Genomic DNA, 20,719 nt, shown 5'->3' on the forward strand with positions numbered 1-20,719 from the left:
GTAGAGCACCTGGTTTGGGACCAGGGGGTCGCAGGTTCGAATCCTGTCTTCCCGATCGTACCAAGAATTAAATAAAAAATGCGGAAGTAGTTCAGTGGTAGAACATCACCTTGCCATGGTGGGGGTCGCGGGTTCGAATCCCGTCTTCCGCTTTTCAACCTAAATTGTGATTTAGGTTTTTTTATTTGATTAAAAATTGTAATGAGTGTAAACAACTCACTGTACGTTGAAAAGTGAAACCAAATAGGTTGGCATAAATAATTCAAAACCACTTTTTTAAGCGTCAGTTTTAAGTTACAATAGGTGGGTAGTATGTCTCAAGAAGTTAATATTATCGGAAAGTAGCTCAGCTTGGTAGAGCACTACGTTCGGGACGTAGGGGTCGCCGGTTCGAATCCAGTCTTTCCGACCATGTGAGTCAGAATTCATGCTAAATGAATCTGACTTTTATTTTTTTAGAAGTAATTAGTATTGTGGAAGTACGATTTGATTGATTATAGGTTTTATTAGTTGGCTTTCACAACATTATCTTTTATAATAATGGTCAATGAAGGTCAATAATAATTGTCGATTGACGGAGGCTAATAAATTATAAAAAGGATTGTGTGATGGCTGGACAAAATATTTCTGATATCATCGAAGCGTATTTAAAACAAATACTCGCTGAACAACAGCAAATTGAGATTAATCGTTCTGAAATTGCTGCACAATTCAATTGTGTCCCCTCACAAATTAATTATGTGATCAAAACGCGCTTTAACCAGCAACAGGGTTATTGGGTGGAAAGTAAACGTGGTGGCGGTGGCTATATTCGAATCGAAAAGTTGCAGTTTAATGATTTGAATCACTATATTGATCAATTGTTGGACTTTGTGGATTCTCGTCTGACTGAGGATGAGTTGCAGTTTTTTTTGCAGCAACTCTACGATCATGATATGATCACTAAGCGCGAAGCACAAATCGTCGCTGTGTTGGCCGCTCACCAGACTTTAAATTTAGATCATCGAATCGCTGAGGAAACACTGCGTGCAAATTTACTAATTGGTTTATTGAATAGTTTGCGTTATCAACGACTGTCGTGAGAATCAACTCACTGAAAGGGAAGGTGTTCTCTTGGATAATTTATTTACAGAAAGTGCGAGTCAAGTTTTAATGATTGCGCAAGAACAAGCACGTTATTTCCGCCATCACGCCATTGGAACGGAACATTTACTGCTTGGGTTAACAATTGAAAACAGTGGAATTGCTGGTAAGACTTTGCGTCAGCTGACGATTACGACGGATTACGTTAAAGAAGAGATTGAGCGATTTACCGGTTACGGCTCTTCAGATGTTCAATCGAAGAGTGAGCAAGAAGATGGTTATTTACCGTATTCGCCAAAGTCAAAACAGATTCTGTCTTATGCCGGTGACGAAGCAAAACGCTTGGGTGCCGTTAAAATTGGGACTGAGCACATTCTACTGGGCTTATTACGCGAGGACGATATTCTTGCCTCACGAATTCTAACAAATTTGGGTTTAAGTCTATCCAAGACCAAGCAACTTCTGTTCAAGAAGATGGGGTTGTCTGAATCGGCAATTAAACGTAAGGCACAACCTGCGAAGGCTAATCAAGGCAGTCAATCAACACTTACACCAACGTTAAACTCACTGGCTAGAGATTTAACGCAAGCCGCATCGGAAAATAAAATGGATCCCGTTGTTGGCCGTGAGAAAGAGGTCAAACGCGTTATTCAGATTCTAAGTCGGCGAACCAAGAACAATCCAGTACTGTTAGGCGAACCCGGCGTGGGTAAAACAGCGATTGCGGAAGGCCTCGCACAGCGTATTGTCGCTGGCAATGTGCCCGCAGATATGCGCGAGAAGCGTTTAATGATGTTGGACATGGGATCGTTAGTCGCGGGGACGAAATATCGTGGTGAGTTTGAGGATCGTTTGAAGAAAGTCATCGATGAGGTTTATCAAGATGGTCAGGTGATTCTATTTATTGACGAACTGCATACCTTGATCGGTGCAGGCGGTGCTGAAGGTGCGATAGATGCTTCGAACATCCTCAAGCCAGCCTTGGCACGTGGTGAATTGCAGTTAATCGGCGCAACAACTTTAGATGAATATCAGAAATATGTTGAAAAAGATTCCGCGCTTGAACGCCGCTTTGCGACGGTTCAAATCAATGAGCCGACGCCTGCAGAAACCGAGGAAATCTTACGTGGCCTACGTCCGCGTTATGAAGCACATCATGGCGTGACAATCACGGATGAAGCTTTACATGAAGCCGTGATTTTAGCTGATCGTTATATTACCGGACGCTTTATGCCGGATAAAGCGATTGACTTGGTTGACGAGTCTGCGGCAAAAGTTCGTTTGGATTTAGCTGATGATATGAGTCCGGCTGACCGAATGAAGCGCGAGTTGAATGACTTGGTCAATAAAAAGGAAAATGCAATCGAACAGCAAAACTTTGAAAAAGCAGCCAGCATTCGCGAGAAAGAAATGGTTGTCAAACAGAAGTTGGAAAATTTTGATCCGGATGAACAAGCAATTCGTGCGGACATTCAAGTCAAAGCTGAGCATGTTGCTGAAGTTGTTTCTGAGTGGACGGGTGTTCCGGTGACCCAGCTGCAGAAAAAAGAAAGTGAACGTTTGATTAACCTTGAGAAGATTCTGCATGATCGCGTGGTTGGTCAAGACGAGGCAGTGGTTTCTGTTTCCCGAGCCATTCGTCGTGCTCGTAGTGGTTTGAAAGATCCACAGCGTCCAATTGGTTCGTTTTTATTCTTGGGACCAACCGGTGTCGGTAAGACTGAGTTAGCAAAAGCGCTCGCAGAAGCGATGTTTGGCTCTGAGGATAACTTGATTCGAATCGATATGTCTGAGTACATGGAACAATTCACAACTTCGCGTTTGATTGGTTCACCTCCAGGCTATGTGGGTTACGATGAGGGTGGCCAGTTGACCGAAAAGGTGCGTAATAAACCTTATGCAGTTGTGCTATTCGATGAAGTCGAAAAGGCACATCCTGATGTCTTCAACTTGTTATTGCAGGTTTTAGATGATGGCTACTTGACTGATTCTAAAGGCCGTCGAGTTGATTTTCGTAATACCATTTTGATCATGACCTCGAATTTGGGTGCGACTGCATTACGTGACGATAAAAACGTCGGGTTCAGCAGTTATAACGCTTCAAGTCAATATCAACAAATGCAATCGAAAATCATGGAAGCGACGAAACAATTCTTCCGTCCTGAATTCTTGAACCGAATCGACGAAACGGTAATTTTCCATTCATTGACCAAAGATCAATTGCGTGTGATCGTCAAAATTCTTTCTAAACGATTACTTGCACGTTTATCAGAACAAGAGATTGATGTGAAAATCACGCCTGCTGCAATGGATATTATCGCACAGGATGGCTATGATCCTGAATATGGTGCACGTCCAATTCGTCGTGCTTTACAACGTGATATCGAAGATAAGGTGAGTGAGATGTTATTGAGTAAAGAAATCCACCAAGGGTCATCGTTGACGATTGGTGGACGTAAGGGCAAGATTACGTTTGCTGTTCACCAAGCGGAGATACCAGAGACCAAGAAGCCTGTCAAGATCTAGTCATACTCAATCAAAGTTTGAATTGATCATTATACGAAAGCACACGTTGCTGTCGTCATCTCCAATCTTTAGATCAAAAATCTAGTGATTGGAGATGATGTGGCCATTGTGTGCTTTTTTTGTTTGTCGTGCCAAGATGTCTGGATTTTTGAGGATCTTTTATGCTATGCTTGACGGGAATTCTTTGTAGGTGAAGAGGTATTTTATGAGAACTGAATTGGTGGCAACTGTGGCTAGTCTTCCACAAGCGAAAGCGCTTCTTGAGGCTGGTGCAGATCGCCTGTATTTAGGTGAAGATTATTTTGGATTAAGATTACCGCACAGTTTTGATTTAGATGAACTTGCCGAAGTCGTACAATTAACACATCAACATCACAAAAAGGTCACGGTGGCGGTCAATGCGATTTTTCATAATGATCGTATCAAAAAAGTTGGTAACTATTTAAGGGCGTTGCAGGCGATGTCGGTTGACGAAATTTCCGTAGGTGATCCTGGCGTCATTTATCTTTTGCAGCAGTTACAGATTACCATTCCTTATATTTACGATGCCGCGGATTTAGTCACAAGTTCACGACAGATCAATTTCTGGGCGAAGCATCAAGCAACTGCAGCTGTCTTGGCGCGTGAGGTACCATACGAAGAAATGGTGCCGCTCTCAAAGGCAATTAAGATTCCAGTTGAAGTTCTTGTCTACGGCGCAACTGTGATTCATCAGTCAGGTCGACCATTATTGCGTAATTATTCAAACTTTGTTCAAGAACATCTCGCGGAGACTGATCGCGAGCGCGGCTTGTTTATCGCAGCACCACATCATCCCGAAACACATTACTCGATCTATGAGGATGTGAATGGAACCCATGTGTTTGCGAATAACGATGTCGATTTGATGACGGTGCTACCGAAGCTCTGGCAATTAGGCCTGCGACGGTGGAAACTTGACGGTTTATATGCTGATTCCCAAACGTTTCCACAGATTGTGGTAGCTTTTGACCAAGCACGCCAGTTGTTGGATCAGCAGGATAATTCGGTCTCACTTGAATCGCAATTGCAACAACTTGATGTTCAAGTGACACACAATCAACCAAATGGGCGTGGGCTTGACTTGGGCTTCTTCGATCTTGATCCAAATGAGGTGAAATAAATGCAGAATATTAAAGTCAAACATCCAGAAGTTTTAGCACCTGCAGGTACGCCAGAAAAATTGCGTGTGGCTATTGATTATGGTGCCGATGCTGTTTATATTGGCGGAGATGCTTATGGCTTGCGTTCTCGCGCCGGCAATTTTTCTTTTGATGAAATGGCCGCTGGGGCTGCATACGCGCATGAACGTGGTGCTAAGGTCTATGTCGCTGCGAATATAGTCGCTCATGAGCAAAACTTAGCCGGCGCCGGCGCATTCTATCGGCATGTCCGAGACGCAGGTATTGACGCTGTGATCGTGTCAGATCCATCTTTGATTGAGACTGCTATCACCGAAGCTCCTGGTCTCAAGGTTCATTTATCGACGCAGGCTTCAGCAACGAATTATGAAACACTCAATTTTTGGAAAAACGAAGGACTTGAGCGCGTTGTTTTGGCACGCGAGGTCGGGATCGATGAAATTAAAGAAATCCGCCAACACACGGATATTCAAATTGAAGCATTTATTCATGGTGCGATGTGTATCGGTTATTCCGGACGCTGTGTTTTGTCCAATCATCTCAGTTTAAGAGATGCGAATCGAGGCGGTTGTGCACAGAATTGTCGGTGGAAATATGACTTATTTGATCTACCTGAAAATGGTCAAAAGCGTGAACTCATGGGACACGGTCCAGATGGGCAACTGGAGAAGTTCTCGATGAGTGCGGTGGATATGTCGATGATTGAACACATTCCCGATCTGGTGGATGCGGGTGTGGATTCGTTAAAAATTGAAGGCCGAATGAAGACCATTCATTACGTTTCGACGGTTGCAAATGTCTATTCGACAGCAGTGCGTTCATACTGTGCTGATCCGGAACATTATCAACTCGATCCCGCGTGGGTAGATGAGTTGTGGAAAGTCGCGCAACGTGAACTTTCGACAGGATTTTATTATGGCGTACCGGACGAAAACTTCCAGCTGTTCGGCAAACGTCGCCGGATGCCTCGTTACACTTTTGTCGGACAAGTGCTTGCCTATGACAAAGCGTCCAAGCAAGTAACCGTCCAACAACGAAATAATTTTGGTATTGGCGATACGGTTGAATTTTATGGTCCCAATTTTGCACATCATTCTCAAAAGATAACTGATTTGTATGATGATCAGAATCAACCCATCGACCGTGCGCCTCATGCGATGCAAGTTGTTCACTTTACTTGTGCACAAGCAGTTCAACCGGGTGATTTTATGCGGGCTAACGAGAATTAAGCATAATTGTTGTGACGTCTAAAAACGGCTTGTTAAGATAAAAGAGTAAATCAATCACCCCTCAGAATTCTTTAAAGGAGGCAACAAGCCATGACTAACGAACATCATCAAGACGATAAGAAAAAAATGTCCGATCAAATTCATGACTCCAAACGTTATGGTGAGACGAATACGGTTAACGTTGAGGAAGAAACATCGACATTGGACACAGGTCATTTGACTGAAGAAGGTGACAAACCTACTTCAAGCAAGCTGCCACCTCGAGATCTCGATGAGCAGTCAATGAGTCAGAGTGAACGTCATGAGAGGGAACAGGAAGTCAATAATGGTGATGATTCTAGTGACAAAATTGCTAAATTGGCGGGAGATCGTCGAGGCATGCGTCAAGATAGTTAATCACATCATCCTGTAATAAGTACTGAATGTCTAGCAGAGTAGCAATCTAAGTTTCTTGGATTGCTACTCTTTTATGATATGGAAGATAGTAACTGTTTATTAAGGCAATGAAGTTGACACGTCTGGTTGGATTCGGTATACTTGTAAGGTCTAAAAAGAACTGTAGCTAGATATTGCAGTATCACGCCGATCTATTGTCCGGTTAGTGATCATAGGGTACAAAAACAATGAGTCTGAGCGAGTTGTTTTTGTCTTTTTTTTGCTCAAAAAAGGGATAAAATAGCAACTTAACCAAAACGTAACATTTGTAATCTTTTTGCAATATCGTTAGCTATTGAATTTTTTGAAGGGGTGAACAGTTTGATAGGACATATCGTGAAATATGGTAAACATCGGACGCGTCGTTCGTATGCACGAATCAAAGAAGTCTTAAATTTACCAAATTTGATCGAGATCCAAACAAATTCTTACCAATGGTTCCTAGATGAAGGGCTTCAAAGCATGTTTCAAGATATCATGCCAATTGATGACTTTGCTGGAAATCTTTCGTTGGAATATGTCGGTTACAAGCTTCTTGAACCAAAATATACCGTTGAAGAGGCGCGTCAGCACGATGCAAATTACTCTGCACCATTGCATATTACGCTTAAGCTAACCAACCACGAGACAAATGAGATCAAAACTCAAGACGTCTTCTTTGGTGACTTCCCATTAATGACCGAACAAGGAACGTTTATTATTAATGGTGCAGAACGTGTTATTGTTTCTCAATTAGTCCGTTCACCTGGTGTTTATTTCAATTCATCCGTGGATAAGAATAGCCGTACTCTTTATGGCACCACTGTGATTCCTAACCGTGGTGCTTGGCTAGAATATGAATCTGATGCGAAGGATATTTCCTACGTCCGCATTGATCGGACACGTAAATTACCATTGTCCGTTCTGATCCGCGCACTTGGCTTTGGCTCGGATTCTGAAATTGTCGACCTGTTAGGCGAAGATGAAAGCTTAATGTTGACGATGGAAAAGGATGTCCATAAAGATACTTCTGATTCGCGTGTAACTGAATCGTTGAAGGATATTTATGAACGGTTACGCCCAGGCGAGCCTAAGACCGCTGATAGCTCACGTTCATTACTTTATGCGCGCTTTTTCGATCCAAAACGTTATGACCTCGCACCAGTTGGCCGTTACAAGATCAACAAAAAGCTTGGCTTGAAGCATCGTTTAATTAACCAAACCTTGGCTGAGACACTCGCTGATCCTGATACAGGTGAGATTTTAGCAACTAAAGGTACTTTGGTTGACCGCGAAGTTATGGACAAATTAAGCCCATATTTAGCTCGTGATGACTTTAAGACGCAAACTTTCGAACCTTCTGAAGAGGGTGTCATTACTGAACCAATGACGATTCAAACGATTAAAGTCGTTTCGCCTAATGATCCTGAAAAGGAAGTTCGTTTGATTGGTAATGCCAACATTCCTGAAGAAGTTAAACATATTACACCCGCAGATATTATTGCCTCAATCAATTACTTCTTGAACTTACGCGAAGGCTTAGGTTCGACTGATGATATTGATCACTTGGGTAATCGTCGAATTCGTTCCGTGGGTGAGTTATTACAAAATCAATTCAGAATTGGTTTAGCTCGAATGGAACGTGTTGTTCGTGAGCGAATGTCAATTCAGGATATTGCGACTGTTACACCACAACAATTGATTAATATTCGTCCAGTTGTTGCTTCAATTAAAGAATTCTTCGGTTCTTCACAATTGTCACAGTTCATGGATCAAACTAATCCGCTCGGTGAGTTGACGCATAAACGTCGTCTTTCTGCATTAGGGCCTGGTGGTTTAACTCGTGATCGTGCCGGATATGAAGTTCGTGATGTTCACTACACGCATTATGGTCGTATGTGTCCAATCGAAACTCCTGAAGGACCTAACATTGGTTTGATCAACAGCTTGGCTTCATACGCTGTTGTGAACAAATATGGGTTTATTGAAACTCCCTATCGTCGTGTTGACTGGTCTGATCACAAAGTTACTGACAAAATCGATTATCTGACTGCCGATGAAGAGGATAATTATATTGTTGCTCAGGCTAACTCACCATTGAATGAAGATGGTAGTTTCAAAGACGAGACCGTCTTGGCTCGTCACAAGGATGATAATATCGAAATCAGCCCTGAAAAAGTTGACTACATGGACGTTTCGCCTAAACAGGTTGTTGCCGTCGCAACAGCTTGCATTCCTTTCTTGGAAAACGACGACTCGAACCGTGCGTTGATGGGAGCTAACATGCAGCGTCAAGCCGTACCATTGATCAACCCACATGCCCCATTAGTTGGTACTGGGATGGAATATGTTACTGCACATGACTCTGGGACAGCTTTACTTGCTAAGAATGCCGGGACAGTTGAATTTGTTGATGCAAAAGAAGTTCGTATTCGTCGTGAAGACGGAACGCTCGATAAGTATCCATTGATGAAATTCCGTCGTTCTAATGCTGGTAAGAGTTATAATCAACGTCCAATCGTAGCCAAGGGTGATCACGTTGATGTGAGTGAGATTATTGCTGACGGTCCTGCTATGGAAAATGGGGAATTAGCTTTAGGTCAGAACCCATTGATTGCTTTCATGACTTGGAATATGTATAACTTTGAAGATGCTGTTGTCTTGTCTGAACGTTTGGTTAAAGACGATATTTACACTTCAATCCATATTGAGGAGTATGAATCAGAAGCACGCGACACTAAGTTAGGGCCTGAAGAGATCACTCGTGAAATTCCTAATGTTGGTGAAGATGCACTGAAAGACTTGAACGAGTTTGGTATCGTCCGTGTCGGTGCCGAAGTCCGTGATGGTGACATCTTAGTTGGTAAAGTTACGCCTAAGGGTGTCACTGAATTATCCGCTGAGGAACGCTTACTTCACGCAATCTTTGGTGAAAAAGCCCGCGAAGTTCGTGACACATCATTGCGTGTTCCTCATGGTGGTGGCGGTATTATCCAAGACGTGAAGATCTTTACGCGTGAAGCTGGCGATGAACTTTTACCTGGCGTCAACATGATGGTTCGGGTTTATATCACCCAGAAACGTAAGATTCAAGTCGGTGATAAGATGGCCGGACGTCATGGTAATAAAGGGACCGTTTCAATCGTTGTTCCTGAAGAAGACATGCCATTTATGCCTGATGGTACCCCAATTGATATTCTCTTGAATCCAATGGGTGTGCCTTCACGTATGAATATTGGTCAGGTTTTGGAACTTCACTTAGGTATGGCTGCACGTAACTTGGGCATTCACGTCTCAACGCCTGTTTTCGATGGGGCTAATGATGATGACCTTTGGGAAACCGTTAAGGAGGCAGGCATGGCTAGTGATGGCAAGTCTGTCCTCTATGATGGCCGAACAGGTGAACCATTCCATAACCGTATCTCTGTTGGTGTCATGTATTACATGAAGTTGGCCCACATGGTTGATGATAAGATCCATGCACGTTCAATCGGGCCTTACTCATTAGTTACACAACAACCATTAGGTGGTAAAGCACAGTTTGGTGGCCAGCGTTTTGGTGAAATGGAAGTTTGGGCACTTGAAGCTTATGGTGCTGCTTATACCCTACAAGAAATTTTGACCTACAAGTCAGATGATGTCGTTGGTCGTGTCAAAACTTATGAAGCGATTGTCAAAGGCGATCCAATTCCTAAGCCTGGTGTTCCTGAATCCTTCCGTGTCTTGGTCAAAGAATTGCAATCCTTAGGTCTCGATATGAAGGTGCTTGATGCTGATCATCAAGAAATTGAATTGCGTGATATGGACGATGAAGATAGTGAAGTTGTCAATAATGACGCCTTACAAAAGTATGCCGATGAACAGGATAAGAAGCACCAAGAAGAAGTTGCTCGTAAAGCTTTAGAAGAATTGACCGGAAAAGGTAATGAAGCTGAAGCTGACAAGGCCGAAAAATAAGTTTACTGACTGAAAATTATAGGGAGGTCTAAATCTTTGATCGATGTAAATAAGTTTGAAAGTATGCAGATCGGACTTGCATCACCGGACAAGATTCGTAGTTGGTCTTACGGCGAAGTTAAGAAGCCCGAGACGATCAACTATCGAACTTTGAAACCCGAGCGTGATGGTCTGTTCGATGAACGCATTTTTGGACCCACGAAAGACTGGGAATGTGCCTGCGGTAAGTACAAACGTGTCCGTTATAAGGGGATTGTTTGTGATCGCTGTGGTGTTGAAGTTACACGTTCTAAAGTTCGTCGTGAGCGGATGGGCCATATTGAATTGGCTGCACCTGTCACACATATCTGGTATTTCAAAGGTATTCCAAGTCGGATGGGTCTCGTCCTTGATATGAGCCCACGTGCGCTTGAAGAAATTATTTACTTTGCTTCATATGTTGTGATCGATCCTGGTGAAACAACACTTGAACGCAAGCAATTAATGACAGAGCAAGAATATCGTGAACGTATGGAAGAATTTCATGGTAAATTCAATGCCAAAATGGGTGCTGAAGCTATCAAGGAATTACTCCAACAAGTTGATCTTGAAAAAGAAGTTGTCGAATTAAAAGAAGAATTAAAGAGTGCCCAAGGTCAAAAACGGACACGCGCAATTCGTCGTTTGGATATCTTAGATGCTTTCCGCCAATCAGGCAATCGTCCTGAATGGATGATTATGGATGCCATCCCAGTTATTCCACCAGATCTTCGTCCGATGGTACAGCTGGAGGGTGGCCGTTTTGCCACTTCTGACTTGAATGATTTGTATCGTCGTGTGATCAACCGAAATAATCGTTTGAAACGATTATTAGACTTGAATGCGCCAAGTATCATCGTTCAAAACGAAAAGCGGATGCTACAAGAGGCCGTTGATGCGTTGATTGATAATGGTCGTCGTGGCCGTCCTGTTGCTGGACCTGGTAATCGTCCACTGAAGTCTCTTTCACATATGTTGAAAGGTAAACAGGGACGTTTCCGTCAGAACTTGTTAGGTAAGCGTGTTGATTATTCAGGCCGTTCAGTTATTGATGTCGGCCCAACGTTGAAGTTCTATCAGTGTGGGGTGCCACGTCAAATGGCTCTTGAGTTATTTAAGCCTTTTGTCATGCATGAATTAGTCAAGCGCGACATTGCTTCTAACATCAAGAATGCTAAACGCAAGATTGAGCATCAAGACGACGATGTTTGGGATGTTTTGGAAGATGTCATCAAAGAAAGACCAGTTCTTTTAAACCGTGCGCCTACATTACACCGTTTGGGAATCCAAGCTTTCGAGCCGGTATTGGTTGATGGTAAATCTATCCGTTTGCATCCACTAGCTTGTGAAGCTTACAATGCCGATTTCGATGGTGATCAGATGGCTATTCACGTGCCACTTTCTGACGAAGCACAGGCTGAGGCTCGTATGTTGATGCTTGCTGCCCACCATATCTTGGCACCTAAAGATGGTAAGCCTATCGTGACACCATCACAGGACGTTGTGTTGGGTAACTATTACCTGACCCTTGAAGAACGTGGTCGTGAAGGCGAAGGCATGATCTTCAAGAATATTGGCGAAGTTTTGACAGCAATGCAGAACGGCGACGTTCATTATCATACACGTATTGGATTAGCAATCGACTCGATGCCTGAGAAGCCTTTTGATGAGAAATATCGTCATGGCGTCTTAGTGACGAGCGTTGGTAAAGCCATCTTTAATCAAGTCTTGCCAACTGATTTTCCATATCTGAATGAACCCACGTCCAAAAACTTAGTGGATGAGGATTTAAGTGACTACTACTTGAAGCCTGGCGAAGACATTCATGCAAAATTATCGGATGCTGAATTAGTCACACCATTCAAGAAGGGCTTCTTATCCGATATCATCGCTCAGGTCTTTAAAGTGTATAAGGTTCAACGTACTTCAGAGTTACTCGATGATATGAAAGAATTAGGTTACACGGTATGTACGCTTTCCGGCTTAACCGTCGGGGTTGCCGATGTACCAACCATGCCTGATAAAGATCGTATTGTTGATGATGCTCACAAGAAAGTTGCGAACGTCTCGAAACAGTTCCGTCGTGGTTTGATTACTGACCAGGAACGCCATGACCGTGTGATCACGATTTGGAACGATGCTAAGGATGAAATTCAACAAGAATTGGTTGATTCATTTGATCCTGCCAACCCAATTTCAATGATGAGTGATTCTGGTGCCCGTGGTTCGATTTCTAACTTTACACAGTTAGCTGGTATGCGTGGATTAATGGCTGCTCCTAACGGTGGTATGATGGAAGTTCCTGTAACGTCAAACTTCCGTGAAGGCTTATCAGTCATGGAAATGTTCATGTCAACTCACGGTGCTCGTAAAGGTATGACTGATACGGCCTTGAAGACTGCCGATTCTGGTTATCTGACTAGACGTTTAGTCGACGTTGCGCAAGATGTCATTGTTCGCGAGGAAGATTGTGGCACTGACCGTGGTATCGTCATCAAGGCGATTCGCGAAGGTAATGAATTGATCGAGTCACTGTATGATCGTTTAGTTGGTCGTTATTTACAAAAATCAATCGTTAACCCTGAAACGGGTGAAACAATTGCAACTCGTGGTCAATTAGTTGACGAAGATACTGCTCATGCTATCGTTTATGCAGGTGTTGAACAAGCGACAATTCGTTCGGTCTTCACTTGTGATACCAAACATGGTGTCTGCAAGAAATGCTATGGTTACAACTTAGCAACTGGCGATGAAGTTGAGGTTGGTGAGGCAGTCGGTACGGTTGCTGCACAATCTATCGGTGAACCAGGTACTCAGTTGACCATGCGTAACTTCCATTCCGGCGGTGTTGCTGGCGGCGAAGATATTACTCAAGGTTTACCACGTGTTCAAGAAATTTTTGAAGCTCGTAATCCTAAGGGTCTTGCAGTGATCACTGAAGTTACGGGTACTGTGACGGCTATTGATGAGAATCCGGCTGAACATACTCGCGAAATCACCGTAGAAGGTACAACGGATACCAGAACTTATAGTGTCCCTTATGCCTCAAGCGTAGCGGTTGCTGAGGGTGATCATGTTGAACGTGGTGCCAAGTTAACTGGTGGTTCAATCGATCCTAAGCAATTAATTCGTGTGTGTGACGTCATTACAACTGAAAACTACTTGTTATCCGAAGTTCAAAAGACGTATCGGATGCAGGGTGTTGAAATTAGTGATAAGCACGTCGAGGTAATGGTTCGTCAGATGTTACGCAAGATTCGTGTACTGGATCCCGGTGATACAGAAATCTTACCAGGGACATTACTTGATATTGCGGACTTCACTGAACAAAACCAAATCACTTTGGTCAATGGTGGTATTCCTGCAACTGGCCGTCCTGTTTTACTTGGAATTACTAAGGCATCATTGGAGACAAATAGTTTCTTATCTGCCGCATCATTCCAGGAAACAACACGTGTTCTGACAGACGCTTCGATCCGTGGTAAAAATGATCCATTGATTGGTCTGAAGGAAAATGTCATCATTGGTAAAATCGTTCCTGCAGGTACTGGTATGGCGAAGTATCGTCATATGGAACCAGAAATGGTCGGTGCTTCCTCTCAAAGCATTTACTCGATTTCCGACATCGAAAAGCAAATGAAGGAAAAGAGCGAGGCTGAAGCTGAAGCCAGCAAAGATGATCATAAATAAAGAATAGAGGATTTATCCCTGTCTTTGAGCAGCATGATAACGACTTTTCGTTGTCATGCTGTTTTTTTGCGTTCTTAGAATCTAAGAGGTAACCAAGGTATAAGAAAATAAGCCATATAGAAAAACGGGATGAAGGCAATTTCAATGTTTGGCAGATAATGATGACGATAATATTTCAGGATGACGAATAGACATGCAAACAGTGTGAGCCAAAGTGTTATTTGAAGCCCAAATGCCAAAACGAGAATGACAATTAGTTCAATATCTGCTAAACCTAGTCCATGAGTGAGACTGGAAAGAAGCCACAGCACGATGGCAACAACTAGGGCGGGTAGTAAGTTAGCAAACAATGCACGATTTTGTAAGATGATGGTTAGGCTGAACATTAGGGTTAATACAAGTTGATCAACATAGTGGTATGCCAGATCAAAAATAGCGGCATAGAATAGCAGCAGGAATAAACTGGCTCCCAGAAGATGATAAGTGTTATATTGATTAAGAATCCAACAACTACTGAGGCCACCAATGATCTCAATGAAGCATGATTGTGGTGAAATCCAATTATGGCAAAAGCGACAGTTGCCGCCTTGATTGAAATAACCGATAATCGGAATGAGATCATAATATTGCAGTTTGGTTTGGCAATGATCACAGTGAGATGGCGTAAAAACGACATCCAATCCCTGTGGTAAGCGTTCGACAACTAAGGCAAAAAACGAGCCAATGGTTGCACCAAACATGAAGGCAAGTAAATTAATTAAAAGTATCATCATTTCTACCTCGATTTTTTCGTTCTAAAGGTAGATACACCGAAAAATAATTTCTCGTTTTATCAACTAGCGGAAAGTTTTATTCGGCATCACAAAATGAAAGTTATTAATCAACAGAATAAGGAACTAATCAATACCCACATGAATTTATAAAAATAATTTATGTGGTTTTTTTACGGCAAACATACGACCTCAAGGATGCAATTTTCTATTTAACTCCAGCGGCGGTCCGAGATATAGCCATCGTTTATTTGACGAACTTTCATTGAGGTGCAAAACGAATGAGCGGTTATTCTTTAAGCCAGAATGGGTTGCTTTTTCAACAAGTCAATTAGAAAAGATGAAGAAAATATGACAGCCGTGTTTTGATACCGCTGAATCAGTAGCTTTTACGGATGAAAGTAGGGATGAAGTAGCATCGATCAGGCTTCTTAAAGCTCATTTAAAAAGAACTAGTTCTTTTTTGAAGCCGAACAACAACCTGAGAAAATAGATCCGCGCACTGTCTTGGTTTTTTGTAACGGTGAAAGTCCTAGATATGGTAAAATTGAAATCAGAAAAGCTAATATGGAGGCCGCTATCACAAATTAGATTATAATAATCGGCAGTATCAATGTTGATTGGATTCTACATATCGATCAACTGCCCGCAGCTGGTGAAATCATTTCAATGAACAACTTAACACTTGCTGCCGGTGACCAAGGAGCAAAACAGGTCATCGCTGCGGTTCGTTCGGGTACGCGAACAAACTTCATTGGTTCTTTTGCCAGTATGTTAATGCCCGATTTTAGCAACATGGAATAAGTCATGCAGATGCTACAGTCACATCTGGATTCGCCGTACAGAAACTCTCGTCATTTCCTTCAATTCCCACTCGACGACGGACTAACTGAATTCTAAAGAGGACAAATAAATGACTATCAAATTAATCGCAATAGACGTCGATGATACGTTACTCAGTAGCAAGCAAGAACTCCTAGATAGTACGATTGAAGTCATTCAGCAGGCGTTGACAAAAAGCATAAAAGTTGTACTTTGCACAGGTCGTCCACTTGCGGGAGTGACTCATTTCTTAGCGCAATTAGGTATCGAAGGTTCAAACCAGTATGTTATTACTTTCAACGGCGCGGTGATTGAGACCGTTACTGGCGAAGTTGTTGCTAAGCATTTGTTAGACAATGCCACCTATCGTGCTCTAACCGCTTTTGCGGAAAAGAAGGGCATTCCGTTCAACGTGCTAGATGAGCACAGTAGTATCTACACAGCCAGTCATGATGTCAATTGGATCACCGTTGTCCAGGCATATGAGAATCTTGCAGGCATCTACGTGCGTACTCCAGACGAGCAGTCGGCCGACTTTTCAATCGCGAAAGGTCTCTTCATCGGCGAGGCGGAACAACTAGACTTGGTTGAGAACGAGGTGCGTAGTACATTCTCACCTGACTTCTATGTTGTGCGGTCCGGTAGAAATTTCCTCGAGGTTCTAAACCAACACGTCAACAAAGGGCAAGCCTTAAAAGACCTAGCTGCCAAGTTAGGTCTCGAGTCTGCTGAAGTTATGGCTATTGGCGACGAACAAAATGATATTCCAATGTTTGACTTCGCCGGCATAGCAATTGCGATGGGCAATGGCTCTGAGCTGGCTAAAGACCATGCGACATATATAACATCGACTAATGATGCTGATGGCATTGCTGAAGCTGTCCGAAAATTTGTGCTTACCGATTAATCTGGTCGAGAATAATCGCTCTGTCAATTAGAGCCAGATCACTCTCGGAAGCGCGATGTGCGACCACCAGAACAATTTTTCCAGTGCTAAGAATTATCTCTTGAATACATTCAGTACCCTTGTTATTAAGATTATTAAGGGGACTAGTTGATTCGTCTACAATCAGTATCGGACGATTCAAGATAAGTGCATGAGCAATTTCTACGCCTTTTTTTGACCGTTAGAGAGATTGTTTCCGCTGATTCCCACTGCATAATCCAAGCCTTTTTGTTCAACGAATTCCACGAGTCCTACGGATTTAATTGTCATATTTAGCAGGCCTTCAGTAAGATCTTGGCCAAGCATCATATTGTAATCTCAGACATCGTCAATCAAAATTACTTCTTGGTGAAATCACAGAAAAAGTTGATGACTGGGCTAATGAATTGACTTGCGGGATTGCTGATCATAAAGAGGACGCCAAGTGAGATATTTCCTTGCACGAGAAGAGGTACACCGAAAGTATCTGGGAAAATACGACTAAATGAATCGGCGGCAGTATCAACCGTCCGATTAGATAAATTCCTTAACAGACTCACACGAAGGAGTGGCGTGCGCCATTTCATGCGCGGAACTTTTGAGGCTGTCCGAAGTATTATTTTCGGGGGTCGAATGATGAAACAGTCAATGATTAGGGAATTTAAGCCGATCAAAACAATAAACTGAGAAAATAAAACCGCTCACTTTTATCAATGCCGATTTGACATCTTCTGGTGTTCGTGCTAATGTATTTAAGGTGCTTAATGAATATTGTTCGATGCTTCGGTGTCCGTGCTGCTTTATTCCAAGCCTATATTCATTTAGGCGTTATTTTTTACCAAAAAAAGAACCGCCTGGATGTGTGTACTTAAACCAGAATAATAATTGAGGAGGATCTTTGATGCCAACAATTAATCAATTGGTACGTAAAGGCCGTCAATCAAAGACAACAAAGTCAGATTCACCTGCTTTGAACTTTGGTTACAACAGTAAAAAGAAAGCTTTAACTGATAATCCTGCGCCACAGAAACGTGGGGTTGCAACTCGTGTCGGAACCATGACACCTAAGAAACCTAACTCTGCATTGCGTAAATATGCGCGTGTTCGTCTGTCTAACTTAATTGAAGTGACAGCTTACATTCCTGGTATCGGCCATAATTTGCAAGAGCATAGTGTTGTTTTAATTCGTGGGGGCCGTGTAAAAGACCTTCCTGGTGTCCGTTATCATATCATTCGTGGTGCTTTAGATACTGCCGGTGTTCAAGACCGTAAACAAAGCCGTTCGAAATATGGTGCAAAGCGCCCTAAGAACTAAAATAATTAAATTAATGACCAATTACTAGGAGGTTTACTCAATGCCAAGAAAAGGTAACGTGACAAAACGCGATGTTTTGCCCGATCCTATTTATAATTCCAAATTAGTCACACGCTTGATCAACCGTTTGATGATCGATGGTAAGCGTGGTACTGCTTCAACTATTCTTTATGATGCATTTGACATCGTTAAAGAAAAGACTGGCAAGGAGCCACTTGAAGTCTTCGAAGAAGCAATGAAAAATGTTATGCCTGTACTTGAAGTTAAGGCTCGCCGTATTGGTGGTTCTAACTATCAGGTGCCAATCGAAGTTCGTCCAGAACGTCGTACAACACTTGGTTTACGTTGGTTGGTAAGCTATGCACGTCTTCGTAACGAACACACGATGGACGAGCGCTTAGCTAACGAGATCATGGATGCTGCAAACAACACTGGTTCAGCTGTCAAGAAACGTGAAGATACACATAAAATGGCTGATGCTAACCGTGCATTTGCACATTATCGTTGGTAAGATTTTTTATTGCGAGCAGTGGAACAATCCGCCGCTCACTTTTGTATAGAGGCAATGGCGCGGTTACTAGCGGATTGTCTACTTTACTCTGAGAGGAGAAACTTTGAATGGCAAATAAACGTGAATTCCCTTTGGAAAAAACACGTAACATTGGTATCGTTGCTCATATCGATGCTGGTAAAACAACGACAACTGAGCGTATCCTGTACTACACAGGTAAAATCCATAAAATCGGTGAAACCCATGAAGGTGCTTCACAAATGGACTGGATGGCTCAAGAGCAGGAACGTGGTATTACAATCACTTCTGCTGCAACGACTGCACAATGGAAAGATCACCGTATCAATATCATTGATACCCCAGGGCACGTTGACTTCACAATTGAAGTTGAACGTTCACTCCGTGTCTTAGATGGTGCCGTTGTGGTCCTTGATGCCCAAGCTGGTGTTGAACCACAGACAGAAAACGTTTGGCGTCAAGCAACAACTTATAGTGTTCCCCGAATTGTGTTCATCAACAAAATGGATAAGATCGGTGCAAACTTCGATTATTCAGTTGGTACAATTCGCGATCGTCTTCAAGTTAATGCTTTACCTATTCAAATGCCAATTGGTGCTGAAGATAACTTCGAAGGTGTCATTGACTTAGTTGAAATGAAAGCTGACTTGTATGACGAAGATGCTTTAGGAACAAAATGGGACACTGTTGATATTCCTGAACAATATAAAGAAGACGCAACTAAACGCCGTAACGAAATGATTGAATCACTTGCAGATGTTGATGATGAAATCATGGACAAGTATCTCGAAGGCGAAGAGATTTCCAAAGATGAAATCAAAGCCGCAATTCGTAAAGCAACTTTGAACTTGGAAGCTTATCCAGTTTTGGCTGGTTCAGCATTCAAGAACAAAGGTGTGCAAATGATGCTTGATGCTGTCAACGATTACTTACCATCACCACTCGATGTTAAACCATACAATGCAACTGACCCTAATACTGGGGACAAGGTTGAATTAATGGCTGGTGATGACAAAGACTTCGCTGCCTTGGCATTCAAGATTGCTACTGATCCATTCGTTGGACGTTTAACGTTTATCCGTGTCTATTCAGGAACACTTGAGTCCGGCTCATATGTTTTGAATGCTACGAAAGATACACGTGAACGCGTAGGTCGTTTGCTTCAAATGCACGCCAACCACCGTCAAGAAATCCCTGAAGTCTTCTCAGGCGATATTGCTGCTGCAATTGGTTTGAAGAATACGACAACAGGTGACTCGTTGACCGCTGTCAACCATCCTTTGATCTTGGAATCAATGGTCTTTCCTGACCCAGTTATCCAAGTATCAATCGAGCCAAAGACTAAAGCTGACCAAGATAAGATGGACGTTGCTCTTCAAAAACTTGCCGAAGAAGATCCAAGTTTCAAAGCTGAAACTAACTCTGAAACTGGTGAAACATTGATTGCCGGCATGGGTGAGTTGCATTTGGATATCATCGTTGATCGTATGCGTCGTGAATTTAACGTTGATGCTGAAGTAGGTGAACCACAAGTTGCTTATCGTGAAACATTTACGAAGCAAGCTTCAGCACAAGGTAAATTCGTTCGTCAGTCTGGTGGTAAAGGTCAATACGGTGATGTTTGGATTGAATTTACACCTAATGATGAAGGTAAAGGCTTCGAATTTGAAAATGCCATCGTTGGTGGTGTTGTTCCTCGTGAATACATTCCTTCTGTAGAACAAGGCTTGAAGGAGTCAATGGCAAACGGCGTTCTTGCTGGCTACCCATTGATCGACGTTAAAGCTAAGTTGTACGATGGTTCATATCATGAAGTCGATTCTTCTGAAGCAGCCTTTAAAGTTGCTGCTTCAATGGCCTTACGTAATGCTGCAAGTGCCGCTGGTGCTGTTATCCTTGAACCAATCATGAAGGTTGAAATCGTTGCTCCTGAAGATTACCTTGGTGATATCATGGGTCAGGTGACTGCACGTCGTGGACAACTTGATGGCATGGAAGCACGTGGTAACGCTCAAGTAGTTAATGCCTTTGTACCATTGTCTGAGATGTTTGGTTACGCAACAACATTGCGTTCTGCTACTCAGGGTCGTGGGACATTTACAATGACTTTTGATCATTACGCACCAGTTCCTAAGTCAATTCAAGAAGAAATTATCAAGAAGAATGGTGGCAACTCAGGCAAATAGTTTTTAACGAACTAGGATGAGTGATTGCTAATTCTTAAATCTTGTTTAAAAAGATGTTGCGGTTAATCGCAGCATCTTTTTTTGTCGTATTGAAA

At 42.6% G+C, this 20,719-nt stretch carries 13 protein-coding genes and 2 tRNA genes; 13 read left to right on the forward strand and 2 right to left on the reverse strand.

What is annotated here, in order from left to right; genetic code table 11:
* Positions 1-80 precede the first annotated feature (80 nt).
* The 9 genes from FC15_RS01990 (at position 81) to rpoC (ending at position 14,077) form a co-directional block, all read left to right on the forward strand.
* Positions 81-152: transfer RNA gene (locus FC15_RS01990), tRNA-Gly, on the forward strand.
* A 183-nt stretch (positions 153-335) separates the two neighbouring features.
* Positions 336-412: transfer RNA gene (locus tag FC15_RS01995), tRNA-Pro, on the forward strand.
* A 196-nt stretch (positions 413-608) separates the two neighbouring features.
* The gene (locus FC15_RS02000; protein ID WP_057823480.1) at positions 609-1,082 is read left to right on the forward strand and encodes a CtsR family transcriptional regulator; all 474 of its coding nucleotides are present in this window, start codon (positions 609-611) and stop codon (positions 1,080-1,082) included.
* 31 nt (positions 1,083-1,113) lie between these two features.
* Positions 1,114-3,609 carry an ATP-dependent Clp protease ATP-binding subunit gene (locus FC15_RS02005; protein WP_057823483.1) on the forward strand — a complete coding sequence of 832 codons (2,496 nt, stop codon included), beginning with the start codon at positions 1,114-1,116 and terminating at the stop codon, positions 3,607-3,609.
* Between the two features lie 205 nt (positions 3,610-3,814).
* A complete protein-coding gene (locus FC15_RS02010; RefSeq protein WP_057823485.1) occupies positions 3,815-4,750 on the forward strand; it encodes a peptidase U32 family protein in 936 nt (311 codons plus the stop codon).
* Positions 4,751-5,998, forward strand: coding sequence for a peptidase U32 family protein (locus tag FC15_RS02015; protein WP_057823493.1), 1,248 nt, complete (start codon positions 4,751-4,753; stop codon positions 5,996-5,998).
* Between the two features lie 90 nt (positions 5,999-6,088).
* Entirely contained in the window at positions 6,089-6,394 is a 306-nt protein-coding gene (locus FC15_RS02020; RefSeq protein ID WP_057823500.1) for a hypothetical protein, read from the forward strand.
* Positions 6,395-6,754: 360 nt separating this feature from the next.
* Complete coding sequence (gene rpoB / locus FC15_RS02025) at positions 6,755-10,369, forward strand: DNA-directed RNA polymerase subunit beta (protein WP_057823502.1); 3,615 nt, start codon at positions 6,755-6,757, stop codon at positions 10,367-10,369.
* 36 nt (positions 10,370-10,405) lie between these two features.
* Positions 10,406-14,077 (forward strand): DNA-directed RNA polymerase subunit beta', encoded by a 3,672-nt coding sequence (rpoC, locus tag FC15_RS02030; RefSeq protein ID WP_057823503.1) that lies wholly within the window; start codon positions 10,406-10,408, stop codon positions 14,075-14,077.
* 74 nt (positions 14,078-14,151) lie between these two features.
* Here the strand turns inward: rpoC and FC15_RS02035 are convergent, their stop codons facing one another.
* A complete protein-coding gene (locus FC15_RS02035; RefSeq protein ID WP_083479051.1) occupies positions 14,152-14,850 on the reverse strand; it encodes a prepilin peptidase in 699 nt (232 codons plus the stop codon).
* Between the two features lie 910 nt (positions 14,851-15,760).
* On the opposite strand from FC15_RS02035, the gene FC15_RS02040 reads away from it, so the two are divergent.
* Positions 15,761-16,576, forward strand: coding sequence for a Cof-type HAD-IIB family hydrolase (locus tag FC15_RS02040; protein WP_057823505.1), 816 nt, complete (start codon positions 15,761-15,763; stop codon positions 16,574-16,576).
* Positions 16,577-16,953: 377 nt separating this feature from the next.
* Here FC15_RS02040 and FC15_RS09100 read toward each other — a convergent pair whose 3' ends face one another.
* On the reverse strand, positions 16,954-17,181 hold the full coding sequence (locus FC15_RS09100) for a hypothetical protein (RefSeq protein ID WP_146979120.1): 228 nt from the start codon (positions 17,179-17,181) through the stop codon (positions 16,954-16,956).
* Positions 17,182-17,495: 314 nt separating this feature from the next.
* Here FC15_RS09100 and rpsL point away from each other — a divergent pair, with 314 nt between their 5' ends.
* From rpsL to fusA, 3 genes are all read left to right on the forward strand, one after another.
* Complete coding sequence (rpsL, locus tag FC15_RS02045; protein ID WP_057823506.1) at positions 17,496-17,909, forward strand: 30S ribosomal protein S12; 414 nt, start codon at positions 17,496-17,498, stop codon at positions 17,907-17,909.
* Between the two features lie 40 nt (positions 17,910-17,949).
* Entirely contained in the window at positions 17,950-18,420 is a 471-nt protein-coding gene (gene rpsG, locus FC15_RS02050; protein ID WP_057823508.1) for a 30S ribosomal protein S7, read from the forward strand.
* A 107-nt stretch (positions 18,421-18,527) separates the two neighbouring features.
* Entirely contained in the window at positions 18,528-20,624 is a 2,097-nt protein-coding gene (gene fusA, locus FC15_RS02055) for an elongation factor G (protein ID WP_057823510.1), read from the forward strand.
* Positions 20,625-20,719: the final 95 nt, after the last annotated feature.

The sequence above is a fragment of the Lapidilactobacillus concavus DSM 17758 genome, from assembly GCF_001435835.1.
In the GTDB taxonomy this organism is placed as follows: Bacteria; Bacillota; Bacilli; order Lactobacillales; family Lactobacillaceae; genus Lapidilactobacillus; species Lapidilactobacillus concavus.